The organism is Sphaerisporangium album, assembly GCF_003323745.1.
Lineage (GTDB): Bacteria > Actinomycetota > Actinomycetes > Streptosporangiales > Streptosporangiaceae > Sphaerisporangium > Sphaerisporangium album.
In genome coordinates, this window is record NZ_QOIL01000001.1 from 47,097 (window position 1) to 62,743 (window position 15,647).

General features: G+C 71.9%; 11 protein-coding genes. 2 read left to right on the forward strand and 9 right to left on the reverse strand.

Annotated elements, in window-relative coordinates; translation table 11 throughout:
• Positions 1-43 precede the first annotated feature (43 nt).
• The 8 genes from DQ384_RS00190 to DQ384_RS00225 form a co-directional block, all read right to left on the reverse strand.
• A complete protein-coding gene (locus DQ384_RS00190; protein ID WP_114026584.1) occupies positions 44-1,597 on the reverse strand; it encodes a helix-turn-helix domain-containing protein in 1,554 nt (517 codons plus the stop codon).
• 172 nt (positions 1,598-1,769) lie between these two features.
• Complete coding sequence (locus DQ384_RS00195; RefSeq protein WP_220182706.1) at positions 1,770-2,882, reverse strand: DUF917 domain-containing protein; 1,113 nt, start codon at positions 2,880-2,882, stop codon at positions 1,770-1,772.
• Between the two features lie 67 nt (positions 2,883-2,949).
• Positions 2,950-4,053, reverse strand: a complete 1,104-nt coding sequence (locus tag DQ384_RS00200) for an S-methyl thiohydantoin desulfurase family protein (protein ID WP_114026585.1) — start codon at positions 4,051-4,053, stop codon at positions 2,950-2,952.
• Positions 4,050-5,174: an S-methyl thiohydantoin desulfurase family protein gene (locus tag DQ384_RS00205; RefSeq protein ID WP_114026586.1), complete on the reverse strand. Its 1,125-nt coding sequence runs from the start codon at positions 5,172-5,174 to the stop codon at positions 4,050-4,052. Before DQ384_RS00205 ends, DQ384_RS00200 begins: the two co-directional genes overlap by 4 nt.
• Positions 5,167-6,723: a hydantoinase/oxoprolinase N-terminal domain-containing protein gene (locus tag DQ384_RS00210; RefSeq protein ID WP_114026587.1), complete on the reverse strand. Its 1,557-nt coding sequence runs from the start codon at positions 6,721-6,723 to the stop codon at positions 5,167-5,169. The genes DQ384_RS00205 and DQ384_RS00210 overlap by 8 nt, the downstream gene beginning before the upstream one ends.
• Before the next feature lie 27 nt (positions 6,724-6,750).
• The gene (locus tag DQ384_RS00215; RefSeq protein WP_114026588.1) at positions 6,751-8,097 is read right to left on the reverse strand and encodes a purine-cytosine permease family protein; all 1,347 of its coding nucleotides are present in this window, start codon (positions 8,095-8,097) and stop codon (positions 6,751-6,753) included.
• Positions 8,098-8,413: 316 nt separating this feature from the next.
• Positions 8,414-11,725, reverse strand: coding sequence for a PQQ-dependent sugar dehydrogenase (locus tag DQ384_RS00220; protein ID WP_114026589.1), 3,312 nt, complete (start codon positions 11,723-11,725; stop codon positions 8,414-8,416).
• Positions 11,726-11,821: 96 nt separating this feature from the next.
• A complete protein-coding gene (locus DQ384_RS00225; protein ID WP_114026590.1) occupies positions 11,822-12,961 on the reverse strand; it encodes a sugar phosphate isomerase/epimerase family protein in 1,140 nt (379 codons plus the stop codon).
• Between the two features lie 893 nt (positions 12,962-13,854).
• Here DQ384_RS00225 and DQ384_RS40205 point away from each other — a divergent pair.
• A complete protein-coding gene (locus tag DQ384_RS40205) occupies positions 13,855-14,079 on the forward strand; it encodes a hypothetical protein (protein ID WP_147268585.1) in 225 nt (74 codons plus the stop codon).
• Positions 14,076-14,591 carry a DUF2247 family protein gene (locus DQ384_RS00230; protein WP_181870943.1) on the forward strand — a complete coding sequence of 172 codons (516 nt, stop codon included), beginning with the start codon at positions 14,076-14,078 and terminating at the stop codon, positions 14,589-14,591. The genes DQ384_RS40205 and DQ384_RS00230 overlap by 4 nt, the downstream gene beginning before the upstream one ends.
• Positions 14,592-14,827: 236 nt before the next feature.
• On the opposite strand, the gene DQ384_RS00235 is transcribed toward DQ384_RS00230, so the two are convergent.
• A complete protein-coding gene (locus DQ384_RS00235) occupies positions 14,828-15,577 on the reverse strand; it encodes a glucose 1-dehydrogenase (protein WP_114026592.1) in 750 nt (249 codons plus the stop codon).
• Between the last annotated feature and the right edge of the window lie 70 nt (positions 15,578-15,647).

Sequence of the window (15,647 nt, forward strand, 5' to 3'; positions counted from 1 at the left end):
CGTCGTGGACGGTTGACCGCGGAGCCGGGCCGTCGTTCGCCCGTCACGCCGAGCCCGGGTGGTGGTCCTGGGTGACGCGGCAGGCCAGGTGGAGGGCGAGGCGGTCGTCCGGGTTGTTCAGGTCCACGGTGAGCAGCTCCTCGATGCGGCGCAGCCGGGCGGCGACGGTGTTGCGGTGGACGCCCAGGATCGCCGCGGTGTCGGCGGCCGACCCTCCGGCGTCCAGGTAGGCCGACAGCGTCGCGGTCAGCTCGCCGGGCTGGGACTCCAGCGGCCCGAGCAGGCGGGTCGCGGTGGGGGCGAAGGTCTCGGTGCTCGCCCAGGCGACCAGGAGCTGCGCCAGCCCCAGCCGGTCGATGTGCACCAGGCGGCCGGTCTGCGGGCGGCCGCGGGCGAGCCTGGCCGCGTCCCACGCCTCGGCGAGGCTCCGGGTGAGCCCGCTCGCGTCGAGGTAGCCGCGTCCCACGCCGATGGCGCAGTCGAACCGGCCGGCGAGGCGGTGCCGCACCCGTTGCAGGGCGGCGAGCAGGTCGCGGCTGGCGTCCTGGTCCGGTTCGGTCCGGCCGGTCGTCCACGCCGACCAGCCGTCGCCGCGTTCCACCACGATCGCGTCGATGCGCTCGGCCGCGATGGCGGCGGCGACCGCGTCGCTGTGCCCGAGCAGGTCGACCTGCCCGAGCGCGGCCAGGTGGAACGCCACGTGCCAGCCGTCCAGGCGCCAGCCGATCTCGGCCGCGCGCTGCTGCCGCGCGTCGCCCCCGCCGAGCCGTCCTTCGAGCAGGTCGCCGAACAGGCCGGCGCGCAGGCGGGCGTCGCGCTCCAGGACGACCCGGCGGGTGGCCTGCCAGCGCTGGACGGCGAGCGTCCCCGCCTGGAGCACGTCCCGGGCGCCGCGCGCCCAGGTGGCGGGGGCGGGTCCGAGGGCCGCGGCCAGCCACAGGCCGGCGGTTCCGCTGGTCGCGCCCGGAACCGGGACGACCACGGTCGTCCCGCCGTCCACGGTGAGGATCTGCGCCACCATGGCGTGCGGGTCGAAGCCGGGCGGCGGCTCGAAGGACGCGCCGATCGGGGTGCCGTCCGGGCCGAAGACCGCCACCGGCCGCTCCAGGATCGCCGCGAGGGCCCGGGCGACGTCCTGCGGGCTCAGCAGGCCACGCGTGAGCGCGCGGTGCGCGCGGCGCAGGCGGTCGGCCGCGTCCACGGCGGGGGAGTGCACGAGCGCCACCGCCGCCCCCGCCCAGCGCAGGGGCGCCGTGCCGATGCCCAGGATGGGCAGGTGGAGGTGACGCGCGAGGCGGCGGCTGCCGTCCAGGACCGTCTCGCCGCCCGGCCCCGGCACCGGAAGCGCCAGCGCGGCGGCCCGCTGGTCGCGCAGCCGGCGGATCACGGCGTCCAGCCGCCAGCTGCTGAGGTAGCCGGCGGGGACGGCCGGGCAGACGGCGATCTCGCCGGTCCTGACGAGGCCGGTCTCGGCGGGGTCGATCAGCGTCACCCCGGTGACGGGCCGGTCGAGGTCGTCGTCCCCGGAGAGCGGCGTGGCGGCGGCCAGCAGGGGGTGGCCGATCAGCTCGCGCAGGGTCGGTGCGGCGTCGGTCATGTCCCCACCTTGGCGGCAACGCCGTGTTCTCGCAGGTGGGCGACCCTCATGGCGCCGATCTCGCGCCGGTCGCCGTGATCGCGTCCTGCGGGGACGGTCATGGTCTCACCCTGCGACGGCGGTCGTGAGGCCGCCTCGCGATGGTCGTGATGGCCGCGCCGGGGACTGGTCATCATGGCCGCGCCGGGGAATGGTCGCATGGTCCCGTCTCGGAACGGCCGTGGTCCAGGGGCGGGGCGACGGGGTCGGTGTCCAGGCCGAAGGCGCGCGGCGCGACGGCGTGCAGGACCTCCGGCCGCCACCAGAACGGCGGGCCGGGCAGGTGCAGTGCGACGACCTCGGCGCCGCCGCGCACGGTGTCGCAGGAGACGGGAAGCCCTCCGGCGCGGTCGAGGACGCACAGGATGTCCGGCGTGGAGGCGACGGGCAGGCCGTCGACCAGGGCGAGCAGGTACTCGTTCTCCATCTCCAGCCGGACGAGCGTGCCCCCGCGGTCCGCCCGGATGATCACCGACCCGCGCCCGAACCCCGTCGCGGCCCGGTGGCGGACGACCTCGACGACCCGCCCGGTGACCAGGACGCGGGCGCCGAGGGACGCGGCCATCTCGCGCGCGTCGGCGGTGCGGGTCCACGCGGCGTGGCGGGCCCCGAGGCGAAGGGCGCGGCTCAGCGACCCGACGATGGCCAGGCTGTGCAGCCGCGCCACCGGAATCGGCCGCAGCGCGATCGCCGCCCAGCCGCCGAACTCGCTCAGCGCGGCCCGGACGACGCGCTCGGCGGCCGGCGCCGACAGACCGTCCAGCACCAGGAGCCGGCCGCCGGCGTCGCCGATGGCCAGTGGGGTGAGAGGCTCGCCGAGCGCCGCCGCGGACATCTGGTCGAGCCGCGGCAGCGCACGGCCCTGGAGGTCGGCGTCGACCACCGGGAGGCCCAGCTCGGCCGCGGCGGCGAACACGATGACGCCGTTGACCCCTCCCGCCTCGATGGACATCAGCCCGGCCGGCCGGATCCCGGTGCGGCCGGCGACCGCCGCGAGCACGTGCGCCCACTCGCCGCCGGAGGGCAGCCTCTCGGTGAACACCGACACCGCGCCGACGATCCCGACCGGCACGACGTGGCCCTCGCCGAGCTCGTCCCCGCTCAGCAGGGAGACCCGGCCGCCGCCGAGGACGCGCAGCAGCAGCCGGGCCGCCGCGTCGGTCTGCCCGCCGCCGCCGGAGCCGAGCAGCGTGGCGCCGCGCGCGAGGTGGCCGATGTCGGCCTCGCCGAGGTGATGGATGGGCACCTGCTCAGGGTGACACGTGCTCAGAAGGAGACGGACTCAGGGGGACACGTGCTCAGGGGGACGCGACTCAGGGCGACACGAGGTCCTCCACGGGGCGGAAGTCGATGTCGAGGCCGAAGGCGCGTGGGCCGAAGACCGCGAGGGCCTCCGGGGTGCGCATCAGGGCGGGCGTGCTGATGCCGACGACGACGGCCCGCTGCCCGTACCGCAGCCCCTCGGTGGTGATCGGCTCCCCGGAGTCGGCGTCGAGCACGCAGATCAGATCGGGGACCACGCACCGCACCCGCCCGTCCGCCCGCGCGACCAGGTGCTCGTTCTGGAAGGTCAGCTCCAGCTCGCCGGGCCCCTGGAAGGCGGCGAGCCGGGCGTGCCCGCGGGCGAAACCGGCCACCGTGCGCCGCTCGACGTCCACGACCTTGCCGCGGAACAGCACCCTCACCTTGTCGTACAGGGTGCCTTCCATCGCGGCGGCGAGCGCCTGGACCGGGTCGCGGTGCTCCTCGCGCGCCTCGCGCAGCGCGCGGCCGATGCGCAGCCCGAGGCCGAGGGTGTTCGGGACGGCCGTGCGCTTGACGTCCGCGCCGCTCATCGCGTACTCGGCGATGTGCGCGACGCCGCCCATCCGGATGGTGATCCCCCGGGCGAGCCATTCCATACGCGCGTTGTCGGCGCCGGTGTCGATGATGACGGTCTCGCCGTTCTCGCCGCCGATCGCGAGCGGCGAACCCGGCACCCCGTACACCGAGAAGGTCTCCATCTGGAGCTCCGGGAACGCGCGGCCCATCCCGTCCGCGTCCACGACCGGCAGCCCGGTGCGGGCCGCGACCAGGAGCGGCATCATCGAGTTGATCCCGCCGCACTCGATGGGCATGGTCGCGTCCGCCCGCCGCCCGAGGCGCTCCTCCAGCGCCCGCAGGGCGGCCACGGCCTCGCCGCCGCCGGGGATCTTCTCCACCATCACGGTCGGCGCGCCCATCTGCGCGACCGGGATGACCAGGTCGTCGTCGCCGAGCTCGCCGGGGTCGAGCAGCGTGATCGTCCCGGACCCGGTGAGCATGGCCCGCTCGACGAGCAGCCGCCCGACGTACGGGTCGCCGCCGCCGCCGGTGCCGAGCAGGGCCGCCCCGCGGGCGAGGTCGGCCAGGTCGTGCCGGGTGATGGTACGGCTCACGCGCGGGCTCCCGATTCGACGTGGCCGGCGTGGGGGTGGCCCGCGGGTCCGGTGGGGACGCGGACGGTGTCGTGCTCGTAGCCGAAGTACCGCGGGCCGACCAGCTCCAGCCCTTCGGCGGTGTGCCAGCGCGGGTCGCACGGGGCCGCGAGCACCCGCACCCGCTGGCCGTAGCGCAGGGACTCGGTGGTGACGGCGGCGCCGGTCTCGGCGTCCAGCACGCAGATCAGGTCAGGGACGGTGGCCACCACCTCGCCGTCGCGGACGGCCACCAGGTGCTCGTTCTGGAACCGCAGCAGCAGCTCGCCGTGCCGGCCGTCGAATCCCTCCAGCACCGCCTCGCCGCGGGCGAACCCGCCCTCGGTGCGGCGGACGACGTCGACGACCTTGCCGCCGAACAGCTCCACGCCGCCCAGCAGGCTCGTGACGGCCGCGACCGGGTCGCGGTGCGCGGCCCGCGCCTCGCGCGCGACGCGGCCGAGCTCCGCGCACAGCGAGAGGGTGCCCGGGACGAGCGCCTCGCGCGCCTGCGTCCCGGTCATCGGGTACAGGCCGATCATCGCCGCGCAGCCCATGTCGATCGTGGCCGACCGGGCGAGCCGTTCGGCCCACTTGTTGTCCACCGTGTCGAAGATGCCGCGGTTGCCCTTCTCGTCGGCTATGGACATCGGGGTGGCGCCGAGCCCGTACAGGGTCGGCATGACCATCTGCAGCTCGGGGAAGGCGCGGCCCATCCCGTCGGCGTCGACCACGGGGAGCCCGAGCCCGGCGGCGGCGACGACCGGTACCAGCGCGTTGACGCCGCCCGCCTCGGCGCAGATCAGATGCGTCGGCCGCCGTCCGAGATAGGCGGCGACGGCCTGGACGGCGAGGGCCGCCTGCTCGACGGCCGGCACCTTCTCCAGCATGACGGTGGGGGCGCCCATCATGGCGACCACCACGGCGACCGCGTCGTCCGGGACCTCGCCGAGCGGGACCAGCGGGACCGGGCCTCCCGCGCGGATCGCGGCCCGCGCGAGCAGGCGGCCGATGTGCGGGTCCCCTCCGCCGCCGGTGCCGAGGACGGCCGCGCCGGCCGCCAGGTCGTCCAGGTCGGGTTCGGTGATGAGCCGCTCAGCCACGGCCGCCCTCCAGTTGCAGGTCCCCGACCGCCTTGACGCGGATGCGGGTGGCGTTCCCCGGCAGGTAGGCGAGCGGCACCTCGTCCACCTCGACGACCCGCACGCTGCCCGGCTTGGCCCCTGCGGCGATCGCCTTGTCCACCGCCTCCTGCTTGGCGTCGTCCAGCACGGCCTGCCGCCGGCCGGGCTCGACGGGGAAGATGCGGTCGACCTCCCCGCCGATCTGCGCGATGGCGGCGCCGATGGCGTTGGCGACGGCGAAGTGCTCGGGCCGGTGCACGGGGCCGGACTCGAACTCGTCCGGAAGCAGGATCGACCCGCCCCCGACCACGACCACGGGCAGCGGGTCGGGGGAGGTGCGGACGCGCTCGATGGCGTCGGCGATGTCGGAGGCGATCCGCCGCAGTGCCGCCTCGGCCAGCGACCGGTCCAGGTCCCGGACCAGGCCCGGGTCGCCGATCGCGGCGCGGCCGGCGGCCACCGCGACGTCGGTGGCGGTGAGCGTGGAGCCCCCGAACACCCGGGCCTCCTCGGCGAGGCGGTACCCGACGGAGTCGGGCCCCACCGTCACGTCCCCCTGCCCGCCCCGGACGCGGCTGCCGCCGCCGATGCCGAGGCTGAGCACGTCGGGCATCCGGAAGTTGGTGCGGATGCCCGCCACGCTGACCTCCGTGGTGGCCTCACGGGGGAAGCCGTGCCGCAGGACGCCGATGTCGCTGGTCGTGCCGCCCACGTCGACCACCGCGCACGTCTGCGCCCCGGACAGGAACGCCGCGCCGCGCATGGAGTTGGTCGGGCCGGAGGCGAAGGTGGCCACCGGGTAGCGGCGGGCGAAGTCGACGTCCATCAGCGTGCCGTCGTTCTGGCTGAGGTAGAGCGGCGCGTGGATGCCGGCGCCTTCGAGCGACCCCACCAGCCCGTCCACGATGCGGGTGGCGAGTTCGCGCAGCGAGGCGTTGATGATGGTCGCGTTCTCCCGCTCCAGCAGGCCGATCCGGCCGATCTCCGAGGAGAGCGAGACGGCGAGGCCGGGAAGCTCGCCGGTGAGGATGTCGGCGGCACGCTGCTCGAACTCGGCGTTCACCGGGGAGAAGACGCTGGAGATGGCCACGCTGCGGATGCCGTGCCGGTGCAGCTCCCCGGCCACCTGGCGGATCTCGTCCTCGCGCGGCTCGGAGATGCGGCGCCCGTCGAACTCGTGCCCGCCGTGGCACAGGTAGGCCCGGCCCGCGATGGCCTCCACCAGCCGCTCCGGCCAGTCGACCATGGGCGGCAGCGACGCGGTGGCGGGCAGCCCGAGGCGCACGGCGGCGGTCGGCGCCAGCCGGTCGGCCTCGACGAGGGCGTTGATGAAGTGCGTGGTGCCGATCATGACCGCGTACACCGCGGCCGGGTCGAAGGCCCGCTGGGTCTGCAGCGCGGCCAGCGCGGTGTTGATGCCGCTGGTCACGTCGCGCGTGGTCGCGGTCTTGACGGCGGCGAGCACGCTCTGCCCGTCCATGAGCACGGCGTCGGTGTTGGTGCCCCCGACGTCGATTCCGATGCGCATTCCCGTTCCTTTCAGAGGGCCCGCGGCTCAGGCGGCGGACGGCGCGGACACGCCGGTGGGAGCCCCGTCGGCGGTCTCGGTGCGTGCGACGCCGTAGCCCCTGACCAGGCCGAGGCGGCCCGCGACGGCGTACAGCACGAAGGCGACGACGAGTGAGTTGATGCTGGGCAGGCCCCAGGTCACGAACTTTCCGACGAGTGCGGCGGCGAGCCATATCACCAAGGTCGCCGGCACCCAGCGCGGCGCCAGCTCCGGCACCCCGCCCGACGCCCGGGTGGCGTCCAGCTCCCGGCGCCAGGTCCGGACCACGAAGTACTCGGCGACCATGATCCCGGCGATCGGCGGGAAGGCGACGCCGAGGACGATGAGGAAGTCGGTGAAGCCGCCGAGGATGCCCGCGGCGGCCAGGACGCTGCCCACCACGCCGATGACCAGGGTGACCAGGGCGCGGTTGACCTGCCGGCCGAAGACGGTGCCCACGAAGTTCACCAGGCCGAGCCCGGAGGAGTACAGGTTCCAGTCGTTGATCTTCAGGGTGCCGACGATGATGACCAGGACCCCGACCCAGCCGACGGTGGAGGTGACGATCGTGATGATGTCGGCGGACTTGACCGCGTGCGCGAGCAGCACGCCGATCAGGCCGATCACGTACTCGCCGAGCGTGATGCCGAGCAGGGTCTGCTTCACCACGTCGCCGACCGACCGGTTGTACCGGGTCATGTCCGGGGTGATCACCGCGCCGACGATGAACCCGCCGGCGACCAGCGTCGTGCCCTGGAGCAGCGTCAGCGACGGCCCGGCGGGGGCCGTGGCGGCCAGCTCCGACAGGGAGTGCCGGGACATCTCCGTGCCGACCGACCAGGCGACCAGCAGGATGAAGGCCGGCACGGTGAGGTACGCGGTCCAGGCCATCGAATGGAAGCCCTTGACCACGATGGCCGTCACCGCGAGCCCGAACAGGAGCGACCACGCCCACACCGGCAGGGCGGGCATCAGCTGGTGCAGGCCCTCGGCCGACACCGCCGACTGGATGCCGAACCACCCCACCAGGCTGATCCCGATGGCGAGGCCGATCAGCGCGGAACCCGCCTGGCCGAAGCCGCACCACCGGGCGAGGGTGGAGGTCGTCAGGCCCTCGCGCATGCCGATGACGCCGAGCGCGATGGCCACCAGCTCCAGGATCACCGCGCCGAAGGTGATCGCCCAGAAGGCGTTCCAGAAGCTCATGCCGAACCCGAGGGTCGCGCCGAGCAGGAACTGGCTGAGGGCGGAGATCTGCCCGAACCGCTGGACGGCGACGGACACCCACGAGTAGCGGGCGCGGGCGGGGACCCGGGTTATGGCGTAGTCGTCGGTGCCTAGAGAAGATGCCATGGTTGCCTCCGGGGGGCGGAGCGAGGTGTGCCAGGGGGCCTGACCACACGCGTGGTGGTCCGAGGGTAGGAACCGGCCACGTCCTCGTCACGATGCGATCGGCATACTCGGACACCTCCGGGTGTGCATCATGCACGGTGACCCGGTCGGTGGCTCTGCGTCGCCGACGCGTCTCGCTCAGCGGTTCTCTCTTCTTACATCACCGGAAGGTGGATTTGTCCAGCGTGATGCGTGGGCGGAGGCGGGCCCACGAGGTCAACATGAGTGCGGGGGACGAGCCGACCGGCCCGTCCCCCGCACGTTCGTCTCGCGACGGCTAACCGCGCAACTGGGCGATCAGCGCCTTCGCGTCCCGTACCAGGACGTCCCGGGCCGCCGGATCGGTGACCTTGCCCGGATCCGCCGCCAGGTCGGCGAACTTCTCCAGTTTCTCGATCGCCTTGCCGGTCCGGCCGCGGTCCGCCTCCTTCTTGGCGTTCGCGAGCTGGTCGGCGAGCGAACCACTGCTCACCTTCCCGGCCGCCGTGAATGACTTCAGGAGCCCGTCCAGGTCGGCGAACGACGTCGTGACCTCGAAGGCGACGCTCTGCTCGGTCGTGCGGCCGGCCTTGTCCTTCGCGGTGACCTTCAGCGTGTGCGCGCCGAGCGGCAGCGTCCACAGCGGCACCGCCTGGCCGGAGGTGACCGCGCGGCCGTCGATGTCCGCCGTCACGCCCGCCACGCCCGACACCGCGTCGGTCGCCGAGAAGACGGGGGTGATCGACGCCGAGTCGCCGTACTTCTTCGCTTCCACGCCGCTCACCGACAGCACCGGGGCGGTCTTGTCGATCTTCACCGTGACGGTGCCGACCGGCGAGACGTTGCCGCCGTTGTCGGTGGCGCGGTAGCGCACCTCGGTGGTGCCCTCGGTGCTCAGCGTGATCGGGTTGTTGGCGTTCAGCCAGGTCGCGCCGCCGTTGATCGAGTACTGCCGGCTCGACACCGTGCCGTTGTCGGTCGCGGTGACCGTCAGCGTCACGTTGCCGGTGTACCAGCCGTTCTCGCCGCCGGGCTGCGCCGGGTTCAGCGTCGCCGTCACGGTCGGCGGCGTCTTGTCGGCGACGCCGTCGCCCACGAAGGTGAACGCGTCCACGTCGACCCCGCCGGTGGAGGTGACGTACAGCTTGCCGCTGCCCGCGGGCAGGTTCGCCAGCGCGGTGGTGACCGTCTGCCAGCCGGAGCCGGCGGGCACGCTGACGGTCGCGAACGGCTGCGCGGTCGCGGAGTTCCAGCGCAGGGACAGCGTCCCCTCACCGGAGGCCACGGTCTTCACCGAGGTGATGCCGGCGAAGTTGACCGGGTCGTAGGCGATCCAGTCGCCCGCGTCGAACGAGGTGATCTTGTTCAGGCCGGACGCCGTGTCGTCCGCCGTCTTGGTGACGCCGCTGGAGGCGTCGGCGTGCTCGGCCTGCATCAGCTTGGGGTTGAGGACCACCGTGGCGTCACCGAGCGCGCCGGGGATGCCGTTGGCGCCGTTGTCCCGGTAGCTGACCACGACGACACCGAAGATGTTCTCGGTCACGCCGTGCTCGGGGGCGTCCGCGGGGGTCACCCAGCCGATGGTGCAGCCGGTTCCGGTGCTGGTCGGGTGGGCGTGGTTGTCGTGGCCGAGGCCGAACGACCACTGCACCCGGCCGCAGACGGGGTTGTTGCCGTCCTCCTCGTCGGTCACCTTGACCTGGAACGGCACCGCGTTGCCCCAGTCGATGAAGCCGCCGTCGCCCGGCGTCGCGATCTCGACCTTGGGCGCGGTGTTGCCCACGGTGATCTCGACGGACGTCAGCCCGAACTTGCCCTGCGCGTCGGTGACCCGCAGCCGGGCGTTGTACTGCCCGAGCTTGTCGTAGGTGTGCGAGGCGGTCACGCCCGAGGCGTCGAAGGTCCCGTCGCCGTCGAAGTCCCACTCGTACTCCAGGTCGCCGGGCTCGGTGTCCCGGGAGGCCGCACCGCTGAACTGGACGGTGAGCGGGGCCGCGCTGCTGGACCGCTTGTCGGTGGAGATCTTCGCCTGCGGGGTCTTGTTGCCCGGGGTGTAGTCGATGCGGTACAGGCCCGCCTCGGGGTTCTCGCGGAAGAAGCCGTTGCCGTAGTCCAGCACGTACAGCGAGCCGTCCGGGCCGAACTCGATGTCCATCGGGCTGTCGGTGATCGGCATCGCCATCGTCCGCAGCTCGCTGTTCGGCAGGAAGTTCTCGATCGCGGTCACGGGCCCGTTGGCGTCCGGCATCGTGAACGCGGCGAGGTAGTCCTGGGAGAACTCCGCGAAGAAGTACTTCTTGTCCCAGTACGCGGGGAACTTCGTGGGCGAGGGGTTCTCCGCGTCGTAGTGGTAGACCGGTCCGCCCATCGGGCCCTGACCGTTCTGCCGCGTGTCGAAGTCGGTGAGCCCGGCCCACTCCGCGGGCTGGTGGGTGTTGTTGTCCCCGTAGTAGAGGGTCGCGGGGAACGCGGGCGGCACCGTGGCGAGACCGGTGTTCCACCGGGAGGTGTTCTTCGCCCCCGCCGCGCAGTCGAACCACTCACGCGGCTTGGACGTGGCGTAGTCCCACTCGTTGTAGTTGAAGTTGTGCCCGGTGCAGTACGGCCAGCCGGCGTTGACCGGCTTGCCGATCGGGACGGCGTTCCACTCGACGTACCCCATCGGGCCGCGGGCCGGGTCCGGGGCGCCGGCGTCCGGCCCGTAGTCGCCCCACGAGACCGTGCCGTTGACGGAGTCCACGTCCATGCGGAACGGGTTGCGCACGCCCATCGCGAAGATCTCGGGACGGGTCTTGGCGGTTCCCGGCGGGAAGAGGTTACCGTCGGGGACGGTGTACGAGCCGTTCTCAGCGACCTTGATGCGCAGGATCTTGCCGCGCAGGTCGTTGGTGTTGCCCGCGCCGCGCCGCGAGTCGAAGCCGGGGTTCATGCCGGGCGCGTCGTTGTTGGGGGCCATGCCGTTCGCGCCCGGCGTGCTGGCCGGGGTGTTGTCACCGGTCGCGAGGTAGAGGTTGCCCTGGTCGTCCCAGTCGAAGTCGCCCGCGACGTGGCAGCACTGCCCGCGCTGCGTCTCGACCTTGATGATGACCTGCTCGGTCGACAGGTCCAGGGAGTCGCCGGTCCACTTGAACCGGGAGAGCTGGTTATAGCCCTTCCACTGGTTCCAGTACGACTCGTCGGCCCCTGCGGGCAGCGAGTTCGGCGCGGAGCCGATGGGGGTGGACGGGGGATAGGGCGCCGTCATGGTCCTCGGCGCGTAGTAGACGTAGACCCACTTGTTCTGGGCGAAGCCGGGGTCGATGCCGATCGTCTGCAGGCCGTCCTCGGAGTTGTTGTAGACCGGGATGGTGTTGACGATCTTGGTGATGCCGGTCGCGGGATCGGTCAGCCGGACGTCGCCGGTGCGCGCGGTGTGCAGCACGCGCCTGTCGGGCAGCACGGCGAGGTCGATCGGCTCGCCGACGCTCTTGGTGAGGGTGATCTTCTCGTAGCTCGACCACTCGGTCGCGGGGTCGTGACCCGGATGGGCCGAGGCGGGCACCGCGGGTGCCACGAGCGGGAGCACCAGGGCGGCCAGGACGCCGCCGAGCAGGGTTTGGCTAAACTTCAACGTCTGCGCCTCTTCTTCGGGGGGCTCAGGCAAAGGCGGGCCGCCACGTGCGCCGCTGCGAGGATCACGTGGCGGTCCGTCCGAATGGCGGGGCTCTCAGCCCCGTAGGGCCGCCATGTTGGTGTAGCTCAGGGCGGCGTACTGCAGGGACCGGGCCGGGTCGGCCGTGCCGCCGGGCGCGTTGTCCTGCTCGTACATCGGGTTGTGGGAGCCCTTGGCGCCCACGCCGCGGAAGAACGCCGCGTAGTCGATGTCACCGGTCCCGAACGGCACCATGTCGTAGCCGTTGCCGGTCGCGGTGTTGGACTTCCCGTCCTTGGCGTGGAACAGCGGGAAGCGCTTGGTGTTCGGCCGGACGACCGACAGCGGGTCGAAGACGTCGGTCTGGACCGAGCCGTCGGGCGCGGTGTACGTACGGTGCTTGTACTGGGCGACGTGCGCCCAGAAGATGTCCATCTCCAGATAGACGACCTTGGGGTCGCTGATCGTGAGGAAGTACTCCAGACGGCGGATGCCCGAGGAGCGGGTGGGGCGGCCCAGCGCGTCCAGCGGGCCGCTGTCGAGCAGGAAGCTGTACGCGACGTCGTGGTTGTGCGTGTACAGCTTGATCCCGGCGTCGCTGGCGATCGCGCCCAGGGCGTTCCACTTCTCTGCGGCCTTGTCCCAGTCGGCCTTGTAGGCGCTGCCCGTGGGGTCGTTGCCGGTCCCCATGTGGTCCATGCCCAGGATGTTGGCGATCTCCAGGTGCTGCTTGAACCGGTCCAGGTCCGGCTGGGTGAAGGGCCAGGAGCCGGGGATGAAGCCGTGGTTGCCCTGCGCCCGCAGGCCGTTGTCGTCCAGCCAGCCGCGCAGCACCCGGGCTCCCGCGACGCTCTCGAGGCTGGCGCCGCCCTCGGAGTTCGCGTGCTGGCCGTACCCGGCGAACTCGACCTGCTGGTAGCCGATGCGGCCGAGCTCTTCGAACACCCGCCGGAACCCGGAGGGCAGGGGGGTGGAGTTCGGGTCGCGTGAGATCGCGTCCCGGACGGTGTAGAGGATGATGCCGCGCCTCGGCGGCGGAATCAGGACGCCGTTCGGGCCGGTCGCCGCACGGACGGCCGACGCGGGCCCGCCCACGGCCGTCACTGCCGCCGCCGCGGTGATGCCGGTCGTGGCCGCGAGGAACTGGCGCCGGTTCAGGCCGAGCCTCCGGCGCAGCGCGCCGCCGATCTCGATCTCTTCTTCGTATGCACTCATTGCGTTGTACTCCCGCCTTACGCGTGGGTAGTGATCTCGCTCGTCCCCCGAGTGCGTGTGTGGTGCCGGACTCCTTTCCGCCGCGGAACCGGGGGTCCCGCGGTGCTCACCACTCCGCGGCGCCCGGCCCCGGACGAGCCGTCCCTCGGCTCACTCCGAACCCTTGGTACTGTGCGGAGAACTTGGCGAGGAAGTTACGCGGCTTTTGCCGGATTTGGAAGCACTTTCGCCCTAACAATTTGAACTTTCTATCAGCAAAGAACAAAGGCGTGCTTTCGTGCCTCATGTCCGTTTTGTCTGTATTTGTGCTGCAATGGGAAGATTCTGTGGTTGGCGCGAGAAGGGTTTCCGCCCGCGGCCATCCCCTGGCCGGCTGTAGCGGTGAAGTGGGCGCGGCCCACGTCTCTCGGCACCCGCATCGCCCACCCCTGCACCCGCGTCGGCCATCCCCCTGCCTGCGGGCGGCCGTCCCTCGCCCTCCCCACGCCGAGGCGCTGGCCCGCCGCCGCAGAGGGGAGTCGCTCGTGGAGACCCAGCCCTACGTGCCGGGCCGAACATGGTGGCAGGTGGCGCTTCGGGCGTGCTCGTGCACTTCGACGAGGACGGACTCCTCGAAGTGGCGTTGAAAGCGACGCGGCTCTGACCCCCGTTGAGCGAGAACCTATCCGGAACCTCTGCATTTTCAGCGAAAGTCCCGCCCGAAACTCGGCCTGGTTCCTGGACGACCGACAGTGAGGATGTAGGTGAGCGCCTCCCGGCATATCGGTTCACGCCCGGCATATTCGTTGACGTCGGCGGAGAGCGGGCCTGCGGCTACGTGCGCTCTGTAACGATCTGTACGGGCCTGCTGTCGAAAAGCGCATTGACAACCATGCTGACCCTCATCACCATGTATGCGTTTGCAGCTCGACGTTGACGACCCGACCGGCCAGGTGAGCCGCGAGCGCTACCTTCCCTACGGAAAACGCCGAGGTGCCGACGACCTTCCCTTCGCCGACCGCGGCGGCGTCTCGGGGCGCTTTGAATGGATTCTGGAATTCCGAAACGGAAAATGGCTTGTCACTCACCAGATGTTCGTGAAGCACGGCACCATCAACGGGAAACCAATCAAACCATGAACGATGTCGTGAGATTTACGATTCCGGCCGACTTCATATCCTCGAGAATCGCCCTCACCACCGAGGAGCTGGTGTGCGGATACAGAAAGGGCTGGCTTTCGCCGGCGGCGCTCGCCGAACTCGCCGGGGACTTGTCGGCAGACCTGCCTGACCTGCCGGCCGAGGAGGAGCTGCTGTATCTCCTGCCGAGCGAAATCGAGGAGAAGGTGAGGACGGCCGTCTTAGCGCGCGACGACGTGGACTGTGCCGATCCGGAGATCGGCAAGGTCTGGGGGTACCTGGCGCTCGCGCGGCTCAACGAGCGCCGGGACACGATCTCAGGCTTCTGGGACGTCATCGCGATGATCTGGTCAGATCTCGGTTATCCAGACGAAATGGAACCGTTCATCTACCACATGCCCCCGCCTCCGGGTGAGGAGTTCGGCGAGCCGGCCATGCTGCGGCGACTGGAGTCCTACCTGGCGGACCGGACGAGGTGGTACAGGGCACGCGGGGGTTCTTCGCCCGAATGACGTCGGCTCGATGAGCAGAACCGGCCAGGCCGCCGATGACGCGACCTGGCCGGCGCGCCGCTTAACGCAGGTCTGGGTGGGGCAGCCGAGGCCGCCGGTGGCGTGGAGGTTCTGGCCGGTTATCCAGCGGGCGCCGGGGCCCGCCAGGAAGGCGGCCACGTCGGCCACGTCGGAGGGGTGGACTGCTGGGCCGGGCGCCGGCACACCGACGCTGACGGCATGAGGAGAGCGGCGGATCAGGCGAGGCCGCCGGTGGCGTGGAGGTTTTGGCCGGTTATCCAGCGGGCGTCGGGGCCGGCGAGGAAGGCGACCACGTCGGCCACGTCGGACGGCTGACCCAGGCGGCGTAGGGGGGTGATGGCCGCGACGGTCGTCAGGGCCTCCTCGGGGTTGGTGCGGCGCAGGAGGTCGGTGTCGGTGGCGCCGGGGGAGACGGTGTTCACGGTGATGCCGCGGGAGCCGAGTTCGACGGCGGCCACGGCGGTGAGTTGCTCGAGGGCGCCCTTGCTCGCGGCGTACGGGGCGATGCCGGGGGCGGGGCGGACGGTGTTCAGCGTCGAGATGTTGATGATTCTCCCGCCGTCGGGCATGTGCCGGGCCGCGTGGCGGGTGGTGAGGAAGACGGATTTGGCGTTGACCGTCATGGCGCGGTCGTAGAGGTCCTCGTCCAGGTCGGCGATCGGCGTCGGGGTGAAGCTCATCGCGGCGTTGTTGACGATGATGTCCACGGGGCCCAGGCGTTCCTCGGCGAGTTCCATCAGGCGCTCGGCGGCGCCCGGGTCGGCCAGGTCGGTCTGGACGGCGTGCGCGGCGCCGCCCGCCGCCTTCACCGTCTCCTCCACCTCGGCCGCGGCCTCGGCGTCGCTCGCGTAGCTGAACACGACCTCCGCGCCGTCGCGGGCGAGCCGCTCGACGATCGCCCTGCCGATGCCCCGGGACCCTCCGGTGACCACGGCCTTCTTCCCCTGGAGCCGGGGTGCTGTCATCGCGGCCTCCCTGCCGTCGATCGGGCTGGACCTTCTGGGTCGAACCTATGCCGTCGCGATCATCCGCGCG

What these genes read in the sequence shown, in the direction of transcription:
- DQ384_RS00210 (WP_114026587.1), bottom strand. Translation starts at nt 6,723, where the DNA reads ATGCGCATCGGAATCGACGTCGGGGGCACCAACACCGACGCCGTGCTC.
- DQ384_RS00215 (WP_114026588.1), bottom strand. Translation starts at nt 8,097, where the DNA reads ATGGCATCTTCTCTAGGCACCGACGACTACGCCATAACCCGGGTCCCC.
- DQ384_RS40205 (WP_147268585.1), top strand. Translation starts at nt 13,855, where the DNA reads ATGCGTTTGCAGCTCGACGTTGACGACCCGACCGGCCAGGTGAGCCGC.
- DQ384_RS00230 (WP_181870943.1), top strand. Translation starts at nt 14,076, where the DNA reads ATGAACGATGTCGTGAGATTTACGATTCCGGCCGACTTCATATCCTCG.
- DQ384_RS00190 (WP_114026584.1), bottom strand. Translation starts at nt 1,597, where the DNA reads ATGACCGACGCCGCACCGACCCTGCGCGAGCTGATCGGCCACCCCCTG.
- DQ384_RS00225 (WP_114026590.1), bottom strand. Translation starts at nt 12,961, where the DNA reads ATGAGTGCATACGAAGAAGAGATCGAGATCGGCGGCGCGCTGCGCCGG.
- DQ384_RS00235 (WP_114026592.1), bottom strand. Translation starts at nt 15,577, where the DNA reads ATGACAGCACCCCGGCTCCAGGGGAAGAAGGCCGTGGTCACCGGAGGG.